Origin of the sequence: Dorea sp. ICN-14282, from assembly GCF_037890115.1 — a bacterium.
Classification (GTDB): Bacteria; Bacillota; Clostridia; order Lachnospirales; family Lachnospiraceae; genus Dorea_B; species Dorea_B phocaeensis.
Genome location: NZ_JBBKBH010000002.1, coordinates 377094 through 399149 on the forward strand (window position 1 = coordinate 377094; position 22056 = coordinate 399149).

At 45.7% G+C, this 22056-nt stretch carries 21 protein-coding genes and 1 other annotated feature; of the genes, 7 read left to right on the forward strand and 14 right to left on the reverse strand.

Features of this window, described 5'->3' with window-relative positions; translation table 11 throughout:
- Positions 1-3: 3 nt before the first annotated feature.
- The 9 genes from rpoB to WKT00_RS07295 all read right to left on the reverse strand — a co-directional run bounded on the left by rpoB (position 4) and on the right by WKT00_RS07295 (position 9012).
- Positions 4-3870: a DNA-directed RNA polymerase subunit beta gene (gene rpoB / locus WKT00_RS07255; RefSeq protein ID WP_101695085.1), complete on the reverse strand. Its 3867-nt coding sequence runs from the start codon at positions 3868-3870 to the stop codon at positions 4-6.
- Between the two features lie 285 nt (positions 3871-4155).
- Complete coding sequence (gene rplL / locus WKT00_RS07260; protein WP_101695086.1) at positions 4156-4533, reverse strand: 50S ribosomal protein L7/L12; 378 nt, start codon at positions 4531-4533, stop codon at positions 4156-4158.
- A gap of 47 nt (positions 4534-4580) precedes the next feature.
- On the reverse strand, positions 4581-5144 hold the full coding sequence (gene rplJ / locus WKT00_RS07265) for a 50S ribosomal protein L10 (protein ID WP_101695087.1): 564 nt from the start codon (positions 5142-5144) through the stop codon (positions 4581-4583).
- A 33-nt stretch (positions 5145-5177) separates the two neighbouring features.
- Positions 5178-5315 (reverse strand) — a sequence feature (ribosomal protein L10 leader region).
- A gap of 157 nt (positions 5316-5472) precedes the next feature.
- Positions 5473-6165 carry a 50S ribosomal protein L1 gene (rplA, locus tag WKT00_RS07270; protein WP_101695088.1) on the reverse strand — a complete coding sequence of 231 codons (693 nt, stop codon included), beginning with the start codon at positions 6163-6165 and terminating at the stop codon, positions 5473-5475.
- Between the two features lie 56 nt (positions 6166-6221).
- The gene (rplK, locus tag WKT00_RS07275; RefSeq protein WP_101695089.1) at positions 6222-6647 is read right to left on the reverse strand and encodes a 50S ribosomal protein L11; all 426 of its coding nucleotides are present in this window, start codon (positions 6645-6647) and stop codon (positions 6222-6224) included.
- A gap of 64 nt (positions 6648-6711) precedes the next feature.
- Positions 6712-7227, reverse strand: coding sequence for a transcription termination/antitermination protein NusG (gene nusG / locus WKT00_RS07280; protein ID WP_101695090.1), 516 nt, complete (start codon positions 7225-7227; stop codon positions 6712-6714).
- Positions 7228-7260: 33 nt separating this feature from the next.
- Positions 7261-7452 carry a preprotein translocase subunit SecE gene (gene secE / locus WKT00_RS07285; protein WP_101695091.1) on the reverse strand — a complete coding sequence of 64 codons (192 nt, stop codon included), beginning with the start codon at positions 7450-7452 and terminating at the stop codon, positions 7261-7263.
- A 24-nt stretch (positions 7453-7476) separates the two neighbouring features.
- Complete coding sequence (gene rpmG, locus WKT00_RS07290) at positions 7477-7626, reverse strand: 50S ribosomal protein L33 (protein WP_076781083.1); 150 nt, start codon at positions 7624-7626, stop codon at positions 7477-7479.
- A 150-nt stretch (positions 7627-7776) separates the two neighbouring features.
- Positions 7777-9012, reverse strand: coding sequence for a threonine/serine exporter family protein (locus WKT00_RS07295; protein ID WP_101695092.1), 1236 nt, complete (start codon positions 9010-9012; stop codon positions 7777-7779).
- Between the two features lie 124 nt (positions 9013-9136).
- Between WKT00_RS07295 and WKT00_RS07300 the strand changes: the two genes are divergently transcribed.
- The 3 genes from WKT00_RS07300 to WKT00_RS07310 are packed head-to-tail and all read left to right on the forward strand — an operon-like array spanning position 9137 to position 12947.
- Positions 9137-10276 carry a glucose-1-phosphate adenylyltransferase gene (locus tag WKT00_RS07300; protein ID WP_340262501.1) on the forward strand — a complete coding sequence of 380 codons (1140 nt, stop codon included), beginning with the start codon at positions 9137-9139 and terminating at the stop codon, positions 10274-10276.
- Between the two features lie 2 nt (positions 10277-10278).
- Positions 10279-11394, forward strand: a complete 1116-nt coding sequence (glgD, locus tag WKT00_RS07305) for a glucose-1-phosphate adenylyltransferase subunit GlgD (RefSeq protein WP_101695094.1) — start codon at positions 10279-10281, stop codon at positions 11392-11394.
- Complete coding sequence (locus WKT00_RS07310; RefSeq protein WP_101695095.1) at positions 11391-12947, forward strand: ABC-F family ATP-binding cassette domain-containing protein; 1557 nt, start codon at positions 11391-11393, stop codon at positions 12945-12947. The genes glgD and WKT00_RS07310 overlap by 4 nt, the downstream gene beginning before the upstream one ends.
- Positions 12948-12994: 47 nt before the next feature.
- Here the strand turns inward: WKT00_RS07310 and WKT00_RS07315 are convergent, their stop codons facing one another.
- Positions 12995-14416: an alanine/glycine:cation symporter family protein gene (locus WKT00_RS07315; RefSeq protein ID WP_173814986.1), complete on the reverse strand. Its 1422-nt coding sequence runs from the start codon at positions 14414-14416 to the stop codon at positions 12995-12997.
- A 293-nt stretch (positions 14417-14709) separates the two neighbouring features.
- On the opposite strand from WKT00_RS07315, the gene WKT00_RS07320 reads away from it, so the two are divergent.
- From WKT00_RS07320 to WKT00_RS07335, 4 genes are read left to right on the forward strand one after another with little or no spacing between them, the layout of a single operon-like run.
- Positions 14710-15111 (forward strand): RrF2 family transcriptional regulator, encoded by a 402-nt coding sequence (locus WKT00_RS07320; protein WP_101695097.1) that lies wholly within the window; start codon positions 14710-14712, stop codon positions 15109-15111.
- A 54-nt stretch (positions 15112-15165) separates the two neighbouring features.
- Positions 15166-17049, forward strand: coding sequence for an anaerobic carbon-monoxide dehydrogenase catalytic subunit (gene cooS / locus WKT00_RS07325; protein ID WP_340262510.1), 1884 nt, complete (start codon positions 15166-15168; stop codon positions 17047-17049).
- Positions 17050-17060: 11 nt separating this feature from the next.
- Positions 17061-17513: a 4Fe-4S dicluster domain-containing protein gene (locus WKT00_RS07330; protein ID WP_340262513.1), complete on the forward strand. Its 453-nt coding sequence runs from the start codon at positions 17061-17063 to the stop codon at positions 17511-17513.
- Positions 17510-18733, forward strand: a complete 1224-nt coding sequence (locus WKT00_RS07335; protein ID WP_101695099.1) for an NAD(P)/FAD-dependent oxidoreductase — start codon at positions 17510-17512, stop codon at positions 18731-18733. Before WKT00_RS07330 ends, WKT00_RS07335 begins: the two co-directional genes overlap by 4 nt.
- A 78-nt stretch (positions 18734-18811) precedes the next feature.
- On the opposite strand, the gene WKT00_RS07340 is transcribed toward WKT00_RS07335, so the two are convergent.
- The 4 genes from WKT00_RS07340 to WKT00_RS07355 are packed head-to-tail and all read right to left on the reverse strand — an operon-like array spanning position 18812 to position 21836.
- Complete coding sequence (locus WKT00_RS07340) at positions 18812-19723, reverse strand: NAD(P)-dependent oxidoreductase (protein ID WP_101695100.1); 912 nt, start codon at positions 19721-19723, stop codon at positions 18812-18814.
- Positions 19724-19741: 18 nt separating this feature from the next.
- Complete coding sequence (locus WKT00_RS07345; protein WP_340262520.1) at positions 19742-20353, reverse strand: M48 family metallopeptidase; 612 nt, start codon at positions 20351-20353, stop codon at positions 19742-19744.
- A gap of 3 nt (positions 20354-20356) precedes the next feature.
- Entirely contained in the window at positions 20357-20830 is a 474-nt protein-coding gene (locus tag WKT00_RS07350; RefSeq protein WP_340262523.1) for a MazG family protein, read from the reverse strand.
- Positions 20817-21836 carry a helix-turn-helix transcriptional regulator gene (locus WKT00_RS07355; RefSeq protein WP_101695102.1) on the reverse strand — a complete coding sequence of 340 codons (1020 nt, stop codon included), beginning with the start codon at positions 21834-21836 and terminating at the stop codon, positions 20817-20819. The genes WKT00_RS07350 and WKT00_RS07355 overlap by 14 nt, the downstream gene beginning before the upstream one ends.
- Between the last annotated feature and the right edge of the window lie 220 nt (positions 21837-22056).

The window sequence follows — 22056 nt, forward strand, 5'->3', positions numbered from 1 at the left end:
TTCCTATTCATCATCTGACATATCATCATATCCATAGTCATCCGTTTCTTCAAATTCCATGCTGAATTCTTCGTCTTCAGGCTCTTCTACATCCACAAGTTCTTCTCCCTGGAATTCCTGCTCGGTGTATCCGTGTGCCCCAAGATCATCGTCCTGACGGTACTTTCTGTCTCCTTCAATTAATGAGCGGAAATCGGTCTCTCCCATATCGGCAGTCTCCATAATCTCCACTTCCGTATTGTCTTCACGCAGCACCCGTACGTCCAGTCCAAGAGACTGAAGCTCTTTTAAGAGTACCTTGAATGACTCCGGAATTCCTGGCTCCGGAATGTTCTCTCCTTTGATGATCGCTTCGTATGTCTTCACACGTCCGATCACATCATCAGACTTCACGGTCAGGATTTCCTGAAGGGTATAAGATGCACCATAAGCCTCCAGAGCCCAAACCTCCATCTCTCCGAAACGCTGTCCACCAAACTGCGCCTTACCTCCTAATGGCTGCTGTGTTACCAGTGAGTAAGGACCAGTTGAACGGGCATGGATCTTATCATCAACCAGATGATGCAGTTTCAGATAATGCATGTGTCCAATCGTTACCGGGCTGTCGAAGAACTCTCCGGTACGTCCATCGCGCAGACGAACCTTACCATCTCTGGAAAGCGGAACGCCCTTCCACAGTTTTCTGTGATCTCTGTTGTCATAGAGATATTTCAGAACTTCCGGAAGAAGCTCTTCTTTATGCTTCGCTTCAAATTCTTCCCAGCTTAAGTTGACATAGTCATTTGCCAGGTCAAGCGTATCCATAATATCATTCTCGTTCGCACCGTCAAAGACTGGTGTTGCGATGTTGAATCCAAGTGCTTTTGCAGCCAGGGAAAGGTGAATCTCCAATACCTGACCGATATTCATACGAGAAGGCACACCCAGCGGATTCAGCACGATATCCAGCGGACGTCCGTTTGGCAAAAACGGCATATCCTCTACCGGAAGTACACGGGAAACGACACCCTTGTTACCGTGACGTCCGGCCATCTTATCACCCACAGAGATCTTTCTCTTCTGTGCGATATAGATGCGCACTGCCTGTGTCACGCCAGGAGATAATTCGTCTCCATTCTCTCTTGTAAATACTTTCGCATCTACAACGATACCATATTCTCCATGAGGTACTTTCAGGGATGTATCTCTTACTTCGCGTGCCTTTTCTCCAAAGATCGCACGAAGCAGTCTTTCTTCTGCTGTCAGCTCTGTCTCACCCTTCGGCGTTACCTTACCAACCAAGATATCTCCTGCACGCACTTCGGCACCAATACGGATAATACCTCTTTCATCCAGGTCTTTGAGGGCTTCATCGCCGACACCCGGAATATCACGGGTAATCTCTTCTGGTCCTAACTTGGTATCACGAGCTTCTGCCTCATATTCTTCGATATGAACAGATGTATAAACATCATCCTGTACCAATCTCTCACTTAAGAGAACCGCATCCTCGTAGTTGTATCCTTCCCAAGTCATGAAACCGATCAGAGGGTTCTTACCAAGCGCCATCTCTCCGTTAGACGTAGACGGTCCGTCAGCAATCACATCTCCTGCTTCTACGCGGTCGCCCTTGAATACGATTGGTCTCTGGTTATAACAGTTACTCTGGTTACTACGAAGGAATTTGGTCAGTTTGTATTTCTTTAAATTGCCATCTGCCTGACGAATCACAATCTCTGTAGAAGTAGAACGCTCTACCACACCGGCTTCTTCTGCTACGATACATACACCGGAGTCAACCGCTGCTTTTTCTTCCATACCTGTTCCGACAACCGGAGCTTCAGTCATCAGAAGCGGCACTGCCTGACGCTGCATGTTAGATCCCATCAGCGCACGGTTCGCATCGTCGTTTTCCAAGAACGGAATCAGCGCTGTCGCAACAGAGAACACCATCTTAGGAGAAACGTCCATGTAATCGAACACTTTTCTCTCGTATTCCTGAGTCTCTTCGCGGTAACGACCAGATACGTTCTTGTGCATGAAGTGACCTTCCTCGTCCAAAGGCTCATTCGCCTGTGCCACATGGTAGTTATCCTCTTCATCTGCCGTCATGTAAACAACCTCTTCCGTTACCACCGGATTTGCCGGATCATCATGGTTGATCTTACGGTACGGAGCTTCGATAAATCCATACTGATTAATTCTTGCATAGGTTGCAAGAGAGTTGATAAGACCGATGTTCGGACCTTCAGGGGTCTCAATCGGACACATTCTTCCGTAGTGAGAGTAGTGTACGTCTCGGACCTCGAATCCGGCACGGTCTCTTGACAGACCACCTGGTCCAAGTGCAGACAGACGTCTCTTGTGAGTCAGCTCACCAAGCGGGTTATTCTGATCCATGAACTGTGACAGCTGAGAAGATCCGAAGAACTCCTTCACCGCTGCAGTTACCGGTTTGATATTGATCAGGGACTGAGGTGAAATTCCTTCCTGATCCTGCGTCGTCATTCTCTCACGAACAACTCTCTCTAATCTGGAAAGACCGATCCGATACTGGTTCTGAAGAAGTTCTCCTACAGAACGGATACGTCTGTTACCCAGGTGGTCGATGTCATCATCGTTTCCAAGGCCATATTCCAGATGCATATTATAGTTAATAGAAGCAAAAATATCTTCTTTTGTGATATGTTTTGGAATCAGATCGTGAATATCGCGTCTGATTGCGTCTTTCAATTCATCGATGTCGCCTGCTGTCTCTTCCAGGAGTCCTGCCAGAACCGGATAGTATACCAGCTCTGTCACGCCAACTTCCTGCGGATCAATATCTACAACACTTGCCAGGTCTACCATCATATTGGAAAGAACTTTAATGCTTCTTTCCTCGTCTGCTCTCTCGATCCATACATACGGAACAGCAGCATTCTGAATCTCTTCCGCCAGTTCTCTGGTGATCTTGGTTCCAGCTTCAGCAATTACTTCACCTGTCAGTACGCTTGCAACAGGCTCTGCCAGAATCTGACCTGTGATACGGTTCTTAAGCGCAAGCTTTTTATTGAATTTGTATCTTCCTACTTTTGCAAGGTCATAACGTCTCGGATCAAAGAACATGCTGGTAATCAAGCTCTCTGCACTGTCTACTGCCAGAGGCTCTCCCGGACGAATCTTCTTATATAATTCCAGAAGGCCTTCCTGATAATTGGTCGCAGCATCTTTCTCGAAACTTGCCAGAATCTTCGGCTCCTCACCGAACAATTCTACAATCTCTGGATTTGTACCAACGCCCAGCGCACGGATCAGCACGGTAATCGGCACCTTTCTTGTTCTATCTACACGTACATAGAAAACGTCATTGGAGTCCGTCTCATATTCCAGCCATGCACCACGGTTTGGAATTACAGTGGAGGAATACAGCTTCTTACCGATTTTATCATGTGCAATTGCATAGTAGATTCCCGGGGAACGAACCAGCTGACTGACGATAACACGCTCAGCTCCATTGATTACGAACGTACCGGTGCTTGTCATCAGCGGCAGATCTCCCATGAATATCTCATGTTCGTTGATCTCGTCTGTCTCTTTATTGTGAAGTCTCACTCTCACCTTCAACGGCGCAGCGTAAGTTGCATCACGTTCCTTACACTCCTCGATGGTGTACTTCACCTCATCCTCGCATAAGGTAAAATCTACAAATTCCAGACTCAAATGACCACTGTAATCTGCAATTGGGGAAATATCATCAAATACTTCTTTTAACCCCTCATCCAGAAACCACTGATAAGAATCCTTCTGCACTTCAATCAGGTTCGGCATCTGAAGAACTTCTTTTTGTCTGGAATAGCTCATACGAGAACTTTTTCCACTTTTGATGGGACGAATTCTGTTTTTCTCCATATTGACGTTTCACTCCTCTATCTTTTTTTTGTGGGCTGCGAGCTGCCCATACTACATTGCAATCCTTTAGAAACGGGATTTTCAAACCGTTTCTGCACGAAATCATGGCATAACTTTCCACAATAGTGCATTTTTTACTATAGCACAACATTCTAAGGCTTGTCAATGCACAATTTCATTTTTTCTGCCAGAGGAACCTTTTTAATAAAAAAAAGGAAGCTCCGCTTACAGCGAAACTGCCTTCTTGCGAAACTTCCTGATTTTTTCTTACGATAAACGAGGTGATTATTTAAGGGCAACCTCTGCTCCTTCACCTTCAAGTTTTGTCTTGATCTCTTCAGCTTCTGCTTTAGAAACGCCCTCTTTGATTACCTTCGGAGCGCCATCTACTACTTCTTTAGCTTCTTTCAGTCCAAGACCTGTGATCTCACGAACAACCTTGATTACTTTAACCTTAGATGCTCCTGCAGATACTAACTCTACATCGAACTCATCTTTCTCTGCTTCTCCGCCTGCTGCTTCTCCGCCTGCTGCTGCAACTACTACACCTGCTGCTGCAGAAACACCAAATTCTTCTTCACAAGCTTTTACTAATTCATTTAATTCTAATACAGATAACTCTTTGATTGCTTCAATAAATTCAGCTGTTGTTAACTTTGCCATTATTATTTTCCTCCATTTTAAATTATTTTCATTTTATGAGCATCTAACTACTCTGCTGTAGTCTCTGCCGCTTCCTCTGCTGGAGCTTCCTCTGCAGCGTCTTCTTTTGCTGCTTCACAGTTCTCTGCTCCGCCCTGCTCTGCGATCTGATTAAGAACACGAGCAAGATTTGTAATTGGTGACTGTAAGCTTCCAAGTAACTTGGACAGTAACTCTTCTCTTGATGGGATCTTGGACAGTTCTGTCAGTCCATCTACATCGTATACTGTACCTTCAATCACACCTGCTTTTAACTCAAGAGCCTTAGCGTTCTTAGCGAACTTGCACAGGATTCTTGCTGGTGCTGTTGCATCATCTTTAGAAATTGCAATAGCACTCGGTCCTTCCAAGTGCTCGTCTAACTGAGCAAAGTCAGTTCCTTCAAAAGCTCTTTTCATCATTGTGTTTTTACAAACTTTGTAGATGATTCCTGCGTCTCTTAACTCTTTACGAAGAGCTGTGTCTTCTGCAACAGTTAATCCACGGTAGTCAACTAATACAACACTTGTTGCATCTTTGACATCTTCTGCAATAGCCTGTACGATTGGTTGTTTTAATTCAACTTTTGCCACGAATGGTGCACCTCCTTATATTATTTTGGGTATGCTGCCAAAAAAACACCTTCGCATCCAAAGACACAAAGGTGTTGTAAATTCGTCTCTAACAAATCTAACATTCCTCGGCAGGCGTCTCTCAACTTACGCTTACGCACCTGCTGTCTTCGGCAACTTTTATTAAAATACCACATTCCCTTTTATCTGTCAAGACTTTTTTCAAATTCCGCAAGCCTGCATTTTTCAACTTCCATAAACGCAAATTCATCCGATATTCCTGCAAACAAAAAAAGCCCCCGAACGATCCGAAACCAGATCATTCAGAGACTCTTTTATATCACGTCAATTATACAAGCTTCATTGGGTTGATCTTTACACCAGGTCCCATGGTAGAAGTAAGTGTCACGCTCTTTAAGAACTGACCCTTTACTGCTGCCGGTCTTGCTTTGTTAATTGCGTCAATCAGCGTCTGGAAGTTGTCCGTAAGTTGTTCTTCAGTGAAGGAAGCTTTTCCTACTGGTACATGGATAATGTTTGTTTTATCAAGTCTGTACTCAATCTTACCGGCTTTGATTTCCTGAACGGCTTTTGTAACATCCATTGTTACTGTACCAGCCTTCGGGTTCGGCATAAGTCCCTTAGGTCCAAGTACACGTCCAAGACGTCCAACAACACCCATCATGTCTGGTGTAGCTACGACTACGTCGAATTCAAACCAGTTCTCATTCTGGATCTTTGGAATCAGTTCTTCTCCTCCTACGAAATCTGCTCCAGCAGCCTTAGCTTCCTCAGCCTTAGCGTCTTTTGCAAATACCAGGATACGAACCTTCTTACCTGTTCCGTGTGGCAGTACAACTGCACCACGAATCTGCTGGTCAGCGTGACGTCCGTCACATCCGGTTCTGATATGAGCTTCGATTGTCTCGTCAAATTTTGCAACTGCAGTCTTCTTTACTAATGATACCGCATCAGCTACATCGTAGAGTGTTCCTCTGTCGATTGCTTTTGCAGCTTCAACATATTTCTTTCCTCTTTTCATCTAAATAACCTCCTTGTGGTAATGTCGGGATAACCCTCCCACGAATTGTTTACTGTCTACTCTTCTACTTTTACACCCATGCTTCGGCAAGTTCCTGCTACCATGCTCATAGCAGCCTCTACTGTTGCTGCATTTAAGTCTGGCATCTTCATCTCTGCGATTTCCTGAAGCTGTGCCTTTGTAATTGTAGCAACCTTTGTCTTGTTCGGAACACCAGAACCAGACTTGATGTTGCAGGCCTTCTTAATCAGAACTGCTGCCGGTGGTGTCTTTGTTACGAAGCTAAAGCTTCTGTCATTGTAAACAGTGATAACTACAGGAATGATCAGATCTCCCTGATCTGCTGTTCTAGCGTTGAACTGCTTTGTGAATTCAACGATATTTACACCGTGCTGACCAAGAGCAGGTCCAACCGGTGGTGCCGGAGTTGCTTTGCCAGCAGGAATCTGTAATTTGATATAACCTTCTACTTTTTTTGCCATTTTCATTACCTCCTTGTGGTGATGTCGGGACGAACCGCCCCTCCCACTTTTTTGTTTTCTGCGTTTACAGCATCTTCACTTCTGCGAAATTAATTTCAACCGGTGTCTCCCGGCCAAATAACTCAACATTGATTGTAAGACTTTGTTTCTGCACGTTGATCGCCTGTACCATACCGATGGTATCTGCCCACGCTCCGGCAATAACCTGAACCGTGTCGCCAATCTTATAGTCCACCGTAATATCTTCTCGCTGAATTCCAAGCGGCACCATCTCTGCATCCGTAAGCGGAACCGGTTTGGATCCCGGACCTACAAATCCAGTTACCCCTCTCGTGTTACGAACCACATACCAAGTATCATCATTCATAACCATGTGAATCAGCACATATCCCGGGAACATCTTTTTCTGAGCCGTCTTCTGAACGCCATTTTTCATCTCAACAACATCCTGCATTGGGACTCTGACTTCCAGAATCTGGTCTTCTAAATGTCTGTTCTCAATCGTCTTATCAATGTTGGCTTTTACCTTGTTCTCATACCCTGAATAGGTATGAACTACGTACCATTTTGCCTCTGACATAAACTCACCTTTCCTGCCTGCAGTTTATCAGTTCTATTTTACTAATAAATCTACTCCGTACTTGGCAACAAAATCGACAACCGCGATAATAATTCCCAAGACTACGGATACAGAAACAACTGCTGCCGTCTGTTTTGCAACTGTCATTTTATCTGGCCAAATGATTCTCTTAAACTCTTTACTAAGCCCTTTGAACCAGCTGTTCTTCTGAGTCTTCTCACTCATGACATTCACACTCCTTTACGGCGACTATTTTGTTTCTTTGTGCAATGTGTGTGACTTGCAGAATCTACAGTACTTCTTTGTCTCCATGCGCTCAGGATGTGTCTTCTTATCCTTTGTCATGTTGTAGTTACGCTGCTTGCATTCTGTACACTCCAATGTAATTCTTGTACGCACAACTTCCACCTCGCTTTGTAATTCTTAAGTTAACGTGTTGCTTGGACTTCTCTTCTTTATGCCATCCGTTTTTTAGGCATAAAAAAAAAGCCTGCTTCCATTCGCCATGATAGTGTATCATACAAGCTTATAAAAAGCAAGCCTTTTCCCTTAAGAATTCTTTCCAATATGATATTCCCGTTTCAATGCATGCATAATGCTTCTAGATGCCACATCGACAATGATGAATCCAAATCCAATCGCCAGACAGGTCGCAAACAGCACCACCGTCTCTCCAAACGCCATAGAAATATCCTGGCTGACGCAGCCGTACATCATATAGTAGAGATTCGGTCCCGGAATCAGCGGGAACACGGACGCCGTCAGGAAGATTGTCGACGGAGCCTTATTAATTCTTGACATCACAAATGCGTAAGCCGCCACAAACACTGCCGCCAGCATCGTTGCCAAAAAGTTGCTTGGCCGGATTTCATAGACGATCAAATAAATCGCCCAGGTAAAAAACGCGCCAATTCCGGAATACATGACCTGTCTTCCCCGGATTTTAAACCAGAATGCAAATCCTGTACAGGCAATCGTACAGGAGATCAGCTGAATCGGAACATCATGGTTTATGATAAATCCTTCTGCCATCACGCCGTCAAGCAGGAACATAGCAAGAGCCGTTCCGAACGCAATTCCCGCCGCACCAAGCAGCGAATTCATAATATTTAAGAACCCGGAGATGAAATCCCTCTGCAGAATATCCCGAATTCCATTGGTCGTACCAAGTCCACTGATCAACAGCATCACGATTCCGATCATAATCCGCTCCGGATGACTTCCAAGTCCCATCCGGACACAGAGAATAATGATCATTTCTGATAAGAAAGAAAGGATCAGATTATAGATCAGCACATTTCCCTCTCTCTTACCAAGCCAGCCTCCGACAACAACGATCATCAACGACACAATCACCGCCACCAGCGCATCCGCGAAATCACTTCCGAAGAACACAGCAAACCCGGTTCCTCCCATCACCGCCGCAAGATATGGCGTAAACCAACGCTGTCCCGGTCTTTCTCTTACCTCCTGAAGCTTCTGTTGAATCTCCTGTGCATCCGGTTTGTTCTTGCAGACATACCTGCACAAATTATTCAAATAATCCAGCCGGTCAAAATTCACGTCCGTCGACTCAATGTGACGAATCTGAGTAATAATCTCACCCTCCGGCGTCTCAATCGTAATCTGAAGGTTGCTCGGTATCACGAACACATCATACTGGACAAATCCATAGCTTTTGCACATTCTATATAAACTGTCCTCCAGACGGAAGTTTTCCGCACCGCAGACCAGCATTTCCTCTCCAATATCCAGAATCCCCTGGACGATCCTTTTGTAATCCATAGTTATGCCCTCCTGTCTCAATCAATCTATCATATTTCCTTTATTTAATCAATTGAATATTTCCCCAAAAAATCTTATAATAGAATCATACATCGAAGCACGAAAGGAAAGAGAGGAATTAGCTATGAAACACAGCAATATGTTAGCAATGATTCTGGCCGGCGGCCGCGGAAGCCGTCTCCACGAATTAACAAATAAGGTAGCCAAACCAGCGGTGTCCTACGGCGGCAAATACCGGATTGTAGATTTCCCGTTAAGTAACTGCGCTAACAGCGGCATCGACATCGTCGGTGTACTGACACAATACGAGTCCATTCTGCTCAACAGCTACGTTGCAGCCGGAAGACGCTGGGGTCTAGACGCCAAGAACAGTGGGGTCTATGTTCTTCCGCCACGCGAGAAAGCAGACAGTAATCTCGACGTCTACAGAGGAACTGCAGACGCCATCTCACGGAACATTGATTTTATCGACTCTTATGCACCAGAATACGTACTCATTCTCTCTGGTGATCACATTTATAAAATGGACTACGACAAGATGCTGGACGCTCACAAGGAGCACCAGGCAGATGCTACTATCGCCGTTATTCAGGTACCAATAAAAGAAGCTAGCCGCTTCGGAATTATGAACACGGACGAAACCGGCCGCATCGTAGAATTTGAAGAAAAACCAGAACATCCTAAGAGCAATCTTGCTTCTATGGGAATCTATATTTTCAATTGGAAGCTTCTGCGCCGGATGCTGACTGCAGACATGAAGAATCCGGATTCCAGCCATGATTTCGGAAAAGATATTATTCCACAGCTTCTTGCCGATGGCAAAACCCTGTTTGCTTACCAGTTCAAGGGATATTGGAAAGATGTAGGAACCATTGATTCTCTGTGGGAAGCCAATATGGATCTTTTAGATAAGAACAACGAACTTGATTTAAACGACCATACCTGGAAAATCTACACCGAGGATGTGTCCATTCCACCTCAGTACATCGGTGAAACCGCCGATATCAAACGGGCATTTATTACCCAGGGCTGCATCATTGACGGAACCGTACACAATTCTGTACTTTTTACCGGAGCCAGAGTCAGCGAGACGGCCAAAGTCATTGACAGCGTTCTGATGCCGGGTGTAAAAATCGCAGAAGGCGCTACCGTAACCCGTGCATTGGTAGCTGCCAATACCAAGATCGGAAAAGGCGCCGTTGTGGGAAGCGCCGACAGTGAACATATTGAACTTGTATCCAAAGATATAAAGGGGGTTGAATAAATATGGCCAAAGCATTTGGAATCGTTAATTTTGCCGGAAATCATATCCGCGTAGAAGGAATGCAGGCATACCGCCCAATCGGAGCCTTTTCCTTCCTTGGAAGATATCGATTAATCGACTTCCCTATTTCCAACATGAGCAACAGTGGCATCGACCATATTCAGGTATATATCCGCCGCAAACCGCGCTCGCTCGTAGAGCACTTAGGAACCGGACGTCACTATAATATTAATTCTAAAAAAGGAAAACTCCACATGCTGTTTTCGGAAAACGGCGTAGAAAATGACATCTACAACAATGACATTGCCGCCTATCTGGAAAACATGGAGTGTATCGAAGACGTACATTATCCATACGTTGTCATTGCACCAAGCTACATGGTTTATTCTATGAACTACCAGAATCTTTTAAAAAACCATATTAAATCCGGTGCCGACATTACTTTGTTATATCATTCTGTGGATAATGCCAAAGAGTTTTTCTCCAACTGCAGCATTCTGAACCTAAACCGTCAGAATGGTGTGTTATCACTAGAACCTAATCGTGGAAATGTAGAAAACCGCAACATTTTCATGGACACCTATGTCATGAAGAAAGATCTTTTCATCGAATTGGTACATGAAGCAAAGAAGATTTCTTCCGTGTTTACACTGGCTGACATCGTAAACCAAAAATGTGCCGAACTCGATATCCGCGGAATGGCTCACAGTGGTTTTTTTGCTTCCATCACAGACTTTAAGAGCTATTACCATGCAAACATTGCACTGAACAACTATCAAACCGCACGAACTTTGTTTGATTTGAATTGGCCAATTTATACCAAAACCAATGATTCCTGTCCTACACAATATTTTGAAACCTCCAACGTTCACACCTCCGTTATCTCAGACGGCTGTCTAATTGAAGGTTCTATCGAAAACTCCATCATCGGACGCGGATGCATTATTAAAAAAGGTGCCGTAATCAAAAATAGCGTAATCCTTCCCGGATGCACCATCGATGAAGACGTATGGATTGAAAATCAAGTGATTGACAAACGCGCCCAAATCGTTCATGCAAAAGAACTGATTGCCGACGAAAATCATCCAGGCTATGTTCGCAGAGGCGACCGCATATGAGTATCCTGACAGTTGAGCACCTCTCCCACGGATTTGGCGACCGGGCTATCTTCCAGGATGTATCTTTCCGAATGCTAAAAGGAGAACACATCGGACTGGTAGGCGCCAATGGCGAAGGAAAATCCACCTTCTTCAGCATTATTACCGGAGCGCTGACTCCCGATGCCGGAAAAATTGAATGGGCCAAAAACATCCGCATCGGATATCTGGATCAGCACACCGTCTTAGAAAAAGGAAAGACCATCCGGGACGTGTTGAAATCCGCCTTCTCCTACCTCTTTGAACTGGAAGAGAAAATGAACCAAATCTGCGAGGAACTGGGAACTGCCGACGAAGAAACCATGAATACTCTGATGGAGGAATTAGGCGTCATCCAGGACACCTTGACAATGCACGACTTTTACGTAATCGACGCGAAAGTCGAAGAAGTAGCAAGAGCCTTAGGACTTCTTGATATTGGACTCGACACGGACGTCACCGACCTAAGCGGAGGACAAAGAACCCGGATCCTGCTTGGCAAACTGCTGCTGGAAAAACCGGATATTCTTCTCCTTGACGAGCCTACCAACTATTTAGATGAAGAACATATTAACTGGCTGAAACGTTATTTAACGGAATACGAGAACGCCTTCGTCCTGATTTCACACGATATCCCATTTTTAAATGACGTTATCAACATCATTTACCATATGGAAAATCAGGAATTGAACCGTTATGTGGGAAATTATGACGACTTTCAGAAGGTGTACGAAGTAAAGAAAGCGCAGCTGGAAGCTGCCTACAAGAAACAACAGCAGGAAATCAGTCAACTAAAAGACTTTGTCGCAAGAAATAAAGCACGGGTATCTACCCGTAACATGGCCATGTCCAGACAAAAGAAACTGGACAAGATGGATGTGATCGAACTTGCCGCAGAGCGTCCCAAGCCAGAATTCCACTTCCGTCTTGGGCGCACACCGGGCAAATATATCTTTGAAACAAAGGACTTTGTAATCGGTTATGACGTCCCCTTGTCCAAGCCACTGAACCTATCGGTAGAGCGCGGACAGAAAATCGCACTGACCGGAGCCAACGGAATCGGAAAAACCACACTGATTCGGAGTCTTCTCGGTCTGGTACCCGCCATTTCCGGATCCTGTGAGCTGGGGGAAAACGTTTTAGCCGGATACTTTGAGCAGGAGGGCGATTATCAGAATAAAACCACCTGCATCGAAGAAATCTGGCAGGAATTTCCATCCTTTACCCAGTACGAAGTTCGCTCCGCTCTTGCCAAATGCGGACTCACTACGAAGCATATCGAAAGTCAGGTGCGGGTTCTCTCCGGGGGCGAGCAGGCAAAAGTACGATTATGCAAACTCATTAACCGTGATACCAATGTTCTTCTTTTGGACGAGCCTACCAACCACTTGGATGTAGACGCAAAGGAGGCTTTAAAAACTGCTTTGTTAGAATATCGCGGAACCCTGCTTCTCATCTGCCACGAACCGGAATTTTACCAAGATGTGGTCAATGAAGTTTGGGACTGCTCAAAATGGACCACCAAGATCGTGTAACACGATCTTGGCGGCCCATTTTTTTATTCGTCTCTTAAATTTTCATTCTATCTCTTTTCTTTCTTCTTGGAAGCCTCATATCCCGCAAGCTCCTTAAGCGCCTCTCCGCCCATCAGGTATAAGATTCCAATATTAAATACCGTCATCAGTCCGATTCCCACATCACCGAGATCCCACACAAATGTGTAAGTCGCAATTCCTCCAACGAATAACATCACAAGCGCCAGCACCTTGTATGCTGTCTGCCATGCCCACTTATCCCCAAACAAATAGGATACGTTACTTCTTGCATAGAACAGAATTCCAAGAAATGTCGAAAAACTAAACATAAACAATGTCGCCGCAATGAAAATAATTCCAAATTTTCCTAAATGATATCCCATTGCCGTCTGCAGAAGATCCATTCCTTCTTTTCCGGCAATCAGATTCTCCGGAACCAGGAGCATAATCATCGCCGTGCAGCTGCAGATTACGATGGTGTCAATAAATACGCCTAACGCCTGAGCAAGTCCCGCCTGCACCGGAGCTTCGCACTCTGCCGCTGCTGCCGCACAAGGAGCTGAACCGGATCCCGCCTCATTAGAGAAAAGTCCTCGTTTCACTCCATTCATAACAACTGCACCGAATCCTCCGCCTACAACCTGGCGAATTCCAAATGCCTCCCGGAAAATTCTTCCAAACACCTCCGGCATATTTCCCAGATTCTTAACAATAATAAAAATCGTAATCACAAAATAGCAGACCGCCATAATCGGAACCATCACGTCCAGCACTTTTACCGTCGCATTTTTACGAAGTACGATAACTGCCGCACCAATCACCAGCACAATTGTTGTATAAATCGGTGGGATGTGGAATGCATTTTCAAAAGAAGATGCTACGGAATTGCTGATAACCTGACTGATTCCACACCAGCAGATAAGTCCGGAAATCGCAAATAACACTGCCAAAAGAACCTTCTTTTTCTTCTGCCCGCTCCTTTTTTCAAAAAAGTGGTGAATATAATACGCCGGGCCTCCCCGGTAACCGCCGTAAAGCGGATCCTTTTCCTTGTGAAGCTGTGCCAGTGTCGCTTCGATAAACGCGGTAGACGAACCGATAAGCGCCGTTACCCACATCCAGAATACAGCTCCTGCTCCACCTGCTGAAACCGCCGCTACTACACCAACCAGATTGCCCATTCCCACTCTCGTCGCCGTAGACACAACCAGCGTCTGCAAAGTAGAAAGACTGCTCTTTTGTCCTTTGTTTCCTTTCGGTTCTTTCTGTTCCTTCTTCGCCCGCAGCGCCCTTACCATGTCCGGGAACATTCGGATCGGCAGCACCCTTGTCCGAACAGTAAAGTAGATTCCGGTCGGAATCAAAAGGATCACTAGCAAAGATAATCCCAAGCTATTCCCGCCAGGGAGCGGTATCGTAATCAAATCCCCCCATAAAAATCGATATATCGCCTCAATGACTGCAACCATGTTTCCCATTTCCTTTCGTAGATTCTTTTATTTTTACATCTTAGCACTTTAACGCTTTGAATCATCATACTATAGAATCGCTGTTGTTGCAACCTTATTTCACCTTCCTTGTCACATTTGCACATATTTTCATTGTCACATTTGCACATATTTTCATTGTATTTTTCGTTAAAAAGATAACGATTCGGCTCCTATTTTCGTCATAATCCCGGTTTTTTTCATATTCCGCACGCATACTTGACTATATAAGTACAGTATTATATATTGAATCTATACAAGCAAGGAGGTCCGATATGTTATTTACAAGAGAATGTGATTATGGTGTTCGTGTAATGCGAGCACTTTCATCCGGGGAACTTGTAAGCGTTTCCAAAATCTGCGAAATGGAATATCTGTCTTCTGCCATCGCATATAAAGTTACCAGAAAGCTGGAAAAAGCCGGACTGGTCGAAAGCCACCGGGGCACGAACGGCGGCTACTGTCTAAAGCGCCCGCTCTCAGACATTTCCCTATATGATGTCTGTACGGCCATTGACCCCGACATTTTGCTGATGGAGTGTATGAAAGCCGGGCACTGCTGCCCCAAGAACACGGAAGATGCTCCCTGCATCGTACACCATGAATTCTGCCGGCTGCAGTCGTTACTTTTACAGGAAATGAAGGCGAAATTTTTATCTGAATTATTCTGTAAATAATTTTTTATCTAAATCTTTACTATTTTAGTCAAGTTTTAAAAGGAGGATTCACAAATGAACCAATGCTATGGATGCAACACCTGCAAAAGTGCAGATCAGCCGCTGGAAGGATTTATTCGTTCCCTTCCAATGGAAACTTCCCACCACCGCGTCGAAGGACAAAGTACCAAATGTGGATTCGGCTTACAGGGTGTCTGTTGCCGTCTCTGCTCCAACGGCCCATGCCGGATTACCCCAGAAGCTCCAAGAGGTATCTGCGGCGCAAGCGCAGATACGATCGTTGCCCGTAATTTTCTAAGAGCGGTTGCTTCCGGGAGCGGCTGTTATATACATATCGTAGAGAATACAGCGCTGAATCTTAAGAAGACTGCACAGGCAAAGGGAGAATTAAAAGGAATTGCTTCCTTAAACCATCTGGCAGACATTTTTGGAATCGAGGAAGAAGACAACTATAAAAAGGCTGAAAAAGTGGCTGACGCTGTTCTGGCCGACCTCTACAAACCAGAGTATGTCTCTGCGGAATTGATCGAAAAGATTGCTTATGCTCCCCGCGTAGCACGCTGGAAAGAACTTGGTATTATGCCGGGCGGCGCCAAAGCAGAAGTGTTCAAAGGAGTCGTAAAATGTTCCACCAACTTAAATTCCGATCCAGTCGATATGCTGACTGACTGCCTGAAGCTTGGAATCTCCACAGGTGTCTATGGGCTTACCCTGACCAACCTGTTAAACGACGTCCTCCTTGGACAGCCAGAACTTCGCATGGCTCCTGTAGGACTTCGCGTGATTGACCCGGACTATATCAATATTATGATCACCGGACACCAGCACACCATCTTTGTAGATCTTCAGGAACGTCTGATTTCCGAAGAAGCGAAGAAAAAGGCACAGGCCGCCGGCGCCAAAGGCTTCAAACTGGTAGGCTGTACCTGTGTCGGCCAGGATTTGCAACTTCGCGGTGCGCACTACACGGAGGTATTCGATGGACACGCCGGAAATAACTACACCAGTGAAGCAATTCTCGCAACCGGCGCCATTGACGCTGTCCTGTCAGAGTTCAACTGTACACTTCCGGGAATTGAACCAATCTGCGATGAATTAAAGATCAAACAGATCTGCCTGGACGATGTTGCCAAAAAGGCAAATGCAGAACTGATGCAGTTTGATTTCGCACATCGCGAAGAACAAAGCGATATCATTATCGACAAAATCATCGAATCTTACAAGGAACGAAGAGGTACAGTACCGCTTCACCTGATGGAAGACCACGGAAACGATCACACCCTAACCGGCGTCAGCGAAGGTTCTCTTAAAGACTTCCTGGGCGGAAAATGGACTCCGCTTATTGAACTTCTTGCTGCCGGAGAAATCAAAGGAATCGCCGGAGTCGTTGGATGCTCCAATTTAACGGCCGGAGGGCATGACGTCTTAAGCGTAGACCTTACCAAAGAACTCATCGCCCGCGATATTCTGGTTCTGACTGCCGGATGTTCCTCTGGTGGAATCGAAAACTGTGGTCTTATGACACCGGAAGCTGCAGAACTTGCCGGACCTAAACTGCGTGCAGTCTGTAAGAAACTTGGCATTCCACCGGTATTAAACTTTGGTCCTTGCCTGGCTATTGGCCGTCTGGAAATCGTTGCCACAGAGATTGCTTCTGAACTTGGCGTAGACCTTCCGAAACTTCCGTTGGTTCTCTCTGCCGCACAGTGGCTGGAAGAGCAGGCTCTCGCCGACGGATGCTTCGGACTTGCGCTTGGACTTCCACTGCATCTTGGACTTCCGCCATTTGTAACTGGCAGCAAGACGGCTGTTCAGGTACTGACAGAAGATATGAAAGAATTAACCGGAGGTCAGGTCATTATTAACGACAACGCCAAAGAATCTGCCAACATTCTGGAACAGATCATTCTGGAAAAACGGCAAGGCTTACACATATAGGAGGGAGCGCTATGAGACGAATTATGATTGATGCCTCCAAATGTGACGGCTGCAAAAACTGCACCGTCGCCTGTATGCAGGCACACCGGGAAACTCCCGGAACCATATATGATCTGGATCTGACCGATATCCGAAACGAATCCAGAAATCACATCGAGAAGATGCCGGACGGATCTTACCGTCCTATCTTCTGCCGCCACTGTGATCTCCCAGAATGCGTTATGTCCTGCATGAGCGGAGCGCTTACCAAAGATCCGCAGACCGGAATCGTCTCCTACGACGAGAAAAAGTGTGGCTCCTGCTTCATGTGTGTTATGAACTGCCCGTACGGAGTCTTAAAAGCCGACACCGCCGCTCACACCAAGGTCATCAAATGCGATTTCTGCCTGCTGGATAACGCAGAGCCTAACTGCGTAAAATCCTGTCCGAAAAAGGCAATCTATGTAGAGGAGGTGTCTTTATGAAACATGTAATTATCGGAGTTGGCGCTGCCGGAATCACAGCCGCCAAAACGCTCCGCGAAAAGGATCCAAGCTGTTCCATTACCATGATTTCCACAGACACGCACGTGCACTCCCGCTGTATGCTCCACCGCTATCTAAGCCATGAAAGGAATGAGGATACCCTCTCCTTTGTAGAGCCGGACTTTTTTGAAACCAATCGCATTACATGGATCAAAGGCGCTCCTGTTCGTACCATTGATGTGGAACAGAAGCTTGTATGTCTGGAAAATGGAAGTTCACAGCCCTTTGACCAGCTTCTGATTGCAACCGGCGCCAATAGCTTCATTCCGCCGGTGGGACAGTTCCGCGAAGCAAACAACGTCTTTGGCCTTCGTAATCTGTCCGATGCTCAGGCAATCCGCCCATTGTCTGACCAGGCTGACAAAATTCTAATCGTCGGCTCTGGACTTGTGGGTATGGATGCAGCCTATGCATTTCTGGAACAGGGCAAGGACGTAACCGTCGTAGAGATGGCAGACAGAATCCTGCCGATCCAGTTAAATGAAACGGCCGGGCAGGCATACAAAGATTTATTTGAAGCGCACGGCTGCCGTTTCCTTCTTGGAAAAAAAGCTTCTGAAACTCACATGAACGATCAGGGGGCGATCGACTTTGTCTCTCTGGACGATGGAACCCGTATCGACTGCGATCTGGTCATCGTTGCCGCCGGGGTTCGTCCCGCACTGGAATGCGCTCAGGATACTCCGATCGACATCGATCGCTTTATCAAGGTATCAGATACCATGGAGACCAGCTGCCCGAATATCTATGCAGCAGGTGATGTTGCCGGACTATCCGGAATCTGGCCAAACGCTATGAAACAAGGTCAGACCGCCGCACTTAACATGTGTGGAATCCATACCGTGTACGAGGACCGATATGCCATGAAGAACACCATGAATTTCTACGGTCTGGTAACACTCTCTTTGGGTCGCGGAGTCGCCGAAGAAGGAGATCTTGTACTGGAAGAAGAGGATGCTCACAACTATCGCCGCGCAATTCTTAGGAACGGCAAATTAGACAGCATTCTTCTGCAGGGAAAAATTGACTATTCCGGAATCTATCAATATCTGATCAAAAATCAGATTGACCTTTCCGGACGGGAAACGGATATCTTTCACCTATCTTTTGCCGATTTCTACGGTGTCAAAGATAATGGCGGATATCAGTATCAGGTATAGTTCAGAATTTTCAAAGTCTTTCTGTAAATGTAATTTGGGACGGAGTAAAGTTGCATTTTACTCCGTCCCCAATTAACTCTATACCTCTTTGCAGTATCCATCCAGGTTATCAAGCACCTTAGAATTCAAGCGTTCCACCGCCTGCCTTGTCATACCTGAAGAACGTTTCTGACAATAGACATTCTTTCTCTCCAGCAGAGATTCTTCTCCCAATCCCATTAAAGTATCGCAGAAATACCAGGTATTCTCCAGATCCAGCCATTTTTCCAAAGCTTTCTGATCAAAACACGGGCTAAGCGCCGTATTGAATAAGAGTTTATTTGCTCCCATAATCGCAAACTCTTCTTCATACAGTAATGTCACATTTTTACTCAGGCAGCTACAGATCACATCACATTCCTCCAAGAGTCCATGAAGCTCCTGATAGCGATATCCTTCCGCCTCTTCTAGTTCTGGTTTTCTGGTTCGGCTGTAATAACGAACATCTGCGCCCATCATCTTAAGCGCTCTGGCCACTGCCTGCGCGCTGGCTCCCAGCCCCAGAAGTCCAACCTTTGCTCCTGATACCTCTGAGATCTCTCCTAAAAGCGGCTGATAACCATCTACGCCGTGAAGTCGTCTAATCAGATTCATCAGCACGTACTCTGCTACCCCTTCATCTCCATAATCCCGGATTCCGGTCACCGTAATTCCGTGCTCTCTCGCATACGCGATATCCACATTAGAACTTGCCTCGGAATACAAACTGCAGCACATCCCAATATATTTAACATTTGGACATTGGGACAGAATATCTGCTCCGATTGCATGAGTATAGCTTACGAAAATAGCATCTGCATCACCAATCCGGGAGACGATCTCCTGCGCATTCTCCGGCTGCGTATCATAAAAAATGGTTTCCTCACAGTATTGATCTAAAACCGCTTTACTTTCCTCCAAAAAAGATACTGGTTGAATTGCTACTAACTTCTTGATTTTTTTCTTGTTCATTCTATTTTGCTCCTTTTATTATATTTTTTCCTCTGCCATCCGCATCAGCCGCCCGCCATTTTCCTTCAGCCAGCGCTTCCACCGATCATAATCCGGATATACCTCCCCAACCAATTTCCAAAATCGGGGCGAATGGTTCATCTCAATTCGATGGCAAAGTTCATGTACTACCACATAATCAACGACTCCCGTCGGAGCCATCATCAGCAGACAATTAAAATTCAAGTTCCCTCTTTGGCTACAACTCCCCCACCTGGTCTTCTGTCTGCGAATGGTAATTCGCCCGTATGATATTCCCATTTTCCCAGCATAAAAGGCTGCTCGCGCAGGGAACACTTCCTCCGCCTGCATTTTCAATACTTTAAGCTCCGCTTCCGTTAACTTCCCGTACTGCGCTTCCTCTTCTTTGAGCTGCTCTTGTCTTGCCCGCACTTTCGCAAGACTCTTCTGAATCCATGCAGATTTGCTTTCAAAGAACCTTAAGATCACATCCTCTGAAACTCCATATGGAGCCCGAATTCTGATCATTCCTTCTGGTGTCACTTCCAACCCCAAAGTTTTCCGGCTGCTTCTGCTAATCTCTGGCTTTAACAAAGATTTGCGGGCTCTTATGCTTCGCTTTCCTGCCACTATTTAAACATATCCTTTCCGCCGCTTTGCAACATCAATCAATTCCTTCGCCTCATCAAAAGCCTCCGGAAGGTACGCCCTCGCCCACTCTTTTCCCTTTTTTTCTCTCTTCTTAATAGACTCCCAGTTCACCAATACTTCCTGAAAATTCTGGACTTCTGTCGTTCCAAATACATGGGGATGACGGCGGATCATCTTCTCAGAGATTCCGCGGATGACGTCATCCATGGTAAAGAGATTTTCTCCCTCGGCAATCTGCGCATGCATCACCACCTGAAGCAAAAGATCTCCTAGCTCTTCCTTCAGATTCTCTGCATCCCCAGTCTTCTCCAAAATATTAATCCCGCAAACCACCTCTGCCGCTTCTTCCACGCAGGCCGGCTTCAAACTTACATGCGTCTGTTCCCGATCCCAGGGACAGCCATTCTCTCCTCTAAGCTGAGCTATAATCTCCTGCAATCTTTCAAATTCTGTCATTCTCTTCCATCTCCTCCCCCTTGTATCGATCTGCCAGCCGTAAGATCTCCTGATTCATGCGCGCCCGGACGCTTGGCGGTCCCAGAATCTCCACACCATCACCCAAAGCGAAAATCCATCCCAGGAACTGACCGCTGACCTGCACGTCCACCTTCACAGTAAAACGTGCCTCGTCTGCCGGAACCATCATCACATCTTTCCCGAACCGGTCAATAATCACTCCCGCCAGATCATTTTTCACCAAAAGCTTTACCGCCTCTTCTTTTCCTCCATACATCCCAAAACTTTTCTTCGCATAAGCTGCCATGTCAAGCTTTTGGAAAAACTCTTTTCCTTCCCGCGCTTCTTCCGACAGCGTAATCTTCAGCATCTTATCTACACGGTAATGCTTAATTTGCTCTGCATCAGAATCATATCCCACCAGATAATAGTTCTCCGCATCCCAGGAAAGTCCCCAGGGACTGATATGGTAATATGCTCCGCCATGGCGAAGTTCCATCTCTTTCTTCACATTCCACTGATAATACTGGAAGTGGATCTTTCGATTCTTTGCAATTGCTCCATGAATAGTATCTACATTATAGTAAATCGTTTCGTTCATGGTCTTAATCCGTCCCGCAACGAAAACCTGACGCTGCAGTGCAGATGCTTCATATTTGCTCGCCAGTTTTTCCAGCTTTGCGATCAGCTGATTGGACTTTCTGGCAGTGATGAACTTAGAAGACTGAATCACATCCACCAAAAGCTTCAGTTCCGGGATCTCAAACGGACGCTCCACCACATGATAACGATATCCGCCTCCGCAAGGCTCTCCTGCCACCTCGATTCCAAGAACCTCCAGATCACGCAAATCATTGTAGAGACTCTTTCTCTCTGCCGTAATCTCATAACGCGCCAATTCTTCCTTGATCTCTGCCATGGTCAGAAAATGATCTTCATCCGTCTTTTCCAGCATGATCTGTGCCAGCCGGTACAATTTGAATTTCTGATTCTTTCCTTTCGCCATATTTCCTCCTCTTGCCACTTATATGTACCAGTATAGCATGGATGAGACTCTTATGGGACACTTAATCTTCAAGAAATTCATAGTAATCTGATTCACAGCTAAACAACATATATTCTCCGTCCACATATCCCATGTATCCTTTATCTGTATGGTAACCACGCATAATAACCGCTCCTTCCAAAACTCTTGCATCTGTTCTTCTTGTTACTGTTATTATGCA

Excerpts from the sequence above, each read along its gene's own strand:
- WKT00_RS07295 (WP_101695092.1), bottom strand. The coding sequence starts at position 9,012 with ATGGATTACAAAAGGATCGTCCAGGGGATTCTGGATATTGGAGAGGAA.
- WKT00_RS07355 (WP_101695102.1), bottom strand. The coding sequence starts at position 21,836 with ATGGCGAAAGGAAAGAATCAGAAATTCAAATTGTACCGGCTGGCACAG.
- glgD (WP_101695094.1), top strand. The coding sequence starts at position 10,279 with ATGGCCAAAGCATTTGGAATCGTTAATTTTGCCGGAAATCATATCCGC.
- WKT00_RS07330 (WP_340262513.1), top strand. The coding sequence starts at position 17,061 with ATGAGACGAATTATGATTGATGCCTCCAAATGTGACGGCTGCAAAAAC.
- rplA (WP_101695088.1), bottom strand. The coding sequence starts at position 6,165 with ATGAAAAGAGGAAAGAAATATGTTGAAGCTGCAAAAGCAATCGACAGA.
- secE (WP_101695091.1), bottom strand. The coding sequence starts at position 7,452 with ATGAGTGAGAAGACTCAGAAGAACAGCTGGTTCAAAGGGCTTAGTAAA.
- WKT00_RS07335 (WP_101695099.1), top strand. The coding sequence starts at position 17,510 with ATGAAACATGTAATTATCGGAGTTGGCGCTGCCGGAATCACAGCCGCC.
- WKT00_RS07340 (WP_101695100.1), bottom strand. The coding sequence starts at position 19,723 with ATGAACAAGAAAAAAATCAAGAAGTTAGTAGCAATTCAACCAGTATCT.
- WKT00_RS07310 (WP_101695095.1), top strand. The coding sequence starts at position 11,391 with ATGAGTATCCTGACAGTTGAGCACCTCTCCCACGGATTTGGCGACCGG.
- rplL (WP_101695086.1), bottom strand. The coding sequence starts at position 4,533 with ATGGCAAAGTTAACAACAGCTGAATTTATTGAAGCAATCAAAGAGTTA.
- rpoB (WP_101695085.1), bottom strand. The coding sequence starts at position 3,870 with ATGGAGAAAAACAGAATTCGTCCCATCAAAAGTGGAAAAAGTTCTCGT.
- WKT00_RS07315 (WP_173814986.1), bottom strand. The coding sequence starts at position 14,416 with ATGGTTGCAGTCATTGAGGCGATATATCGATTTTTATGGGGGGATTTG.
- WKT00_RS07300 (WP_340262501.1), top strand. The coding sequence starts at position 9,137 with ATGAAACACAGCAATATGTTAGCAATGATTCTGGCCGGCGGCCGCGGA.
- WKT00_RS07320 (WP_101695097.1), top strand. The coding sequence starts at position 14,710 with ATGTTATTTACAAGAGAATGTGATTATGGTGTTCGTGTAATGCGAGCA.
- cooS (WP_340262510.1), top strand. The coding sequence starts at position 15,166 with ATGAACCAATGCTATGGATGCAACACCTGCAAAAGTGCAGATCAGCCG.
- rplK (WP_101695089.1), bottom strand. The coding sequence starts at position 6,647 with ATGGCAAAAAAAGTAGAAGGTTATATCAAATTACAGATTCCTGCTGGC.
- nusG (WP_101695090.1), bottom strand. The coding sequence starts at position 7,227 with ATGTCAGAGGCAAAATGGTACGTAGTTCATACCTATTCAGGGTATGAG.
- WKT00_RS07350 (WP_340262523.1), bottom strand. The coding sequence starts at position 20,830 with ATGACAGAATTTGAAAGATTGCAGGAGATTATAGCTCAGCTTAGAGGA.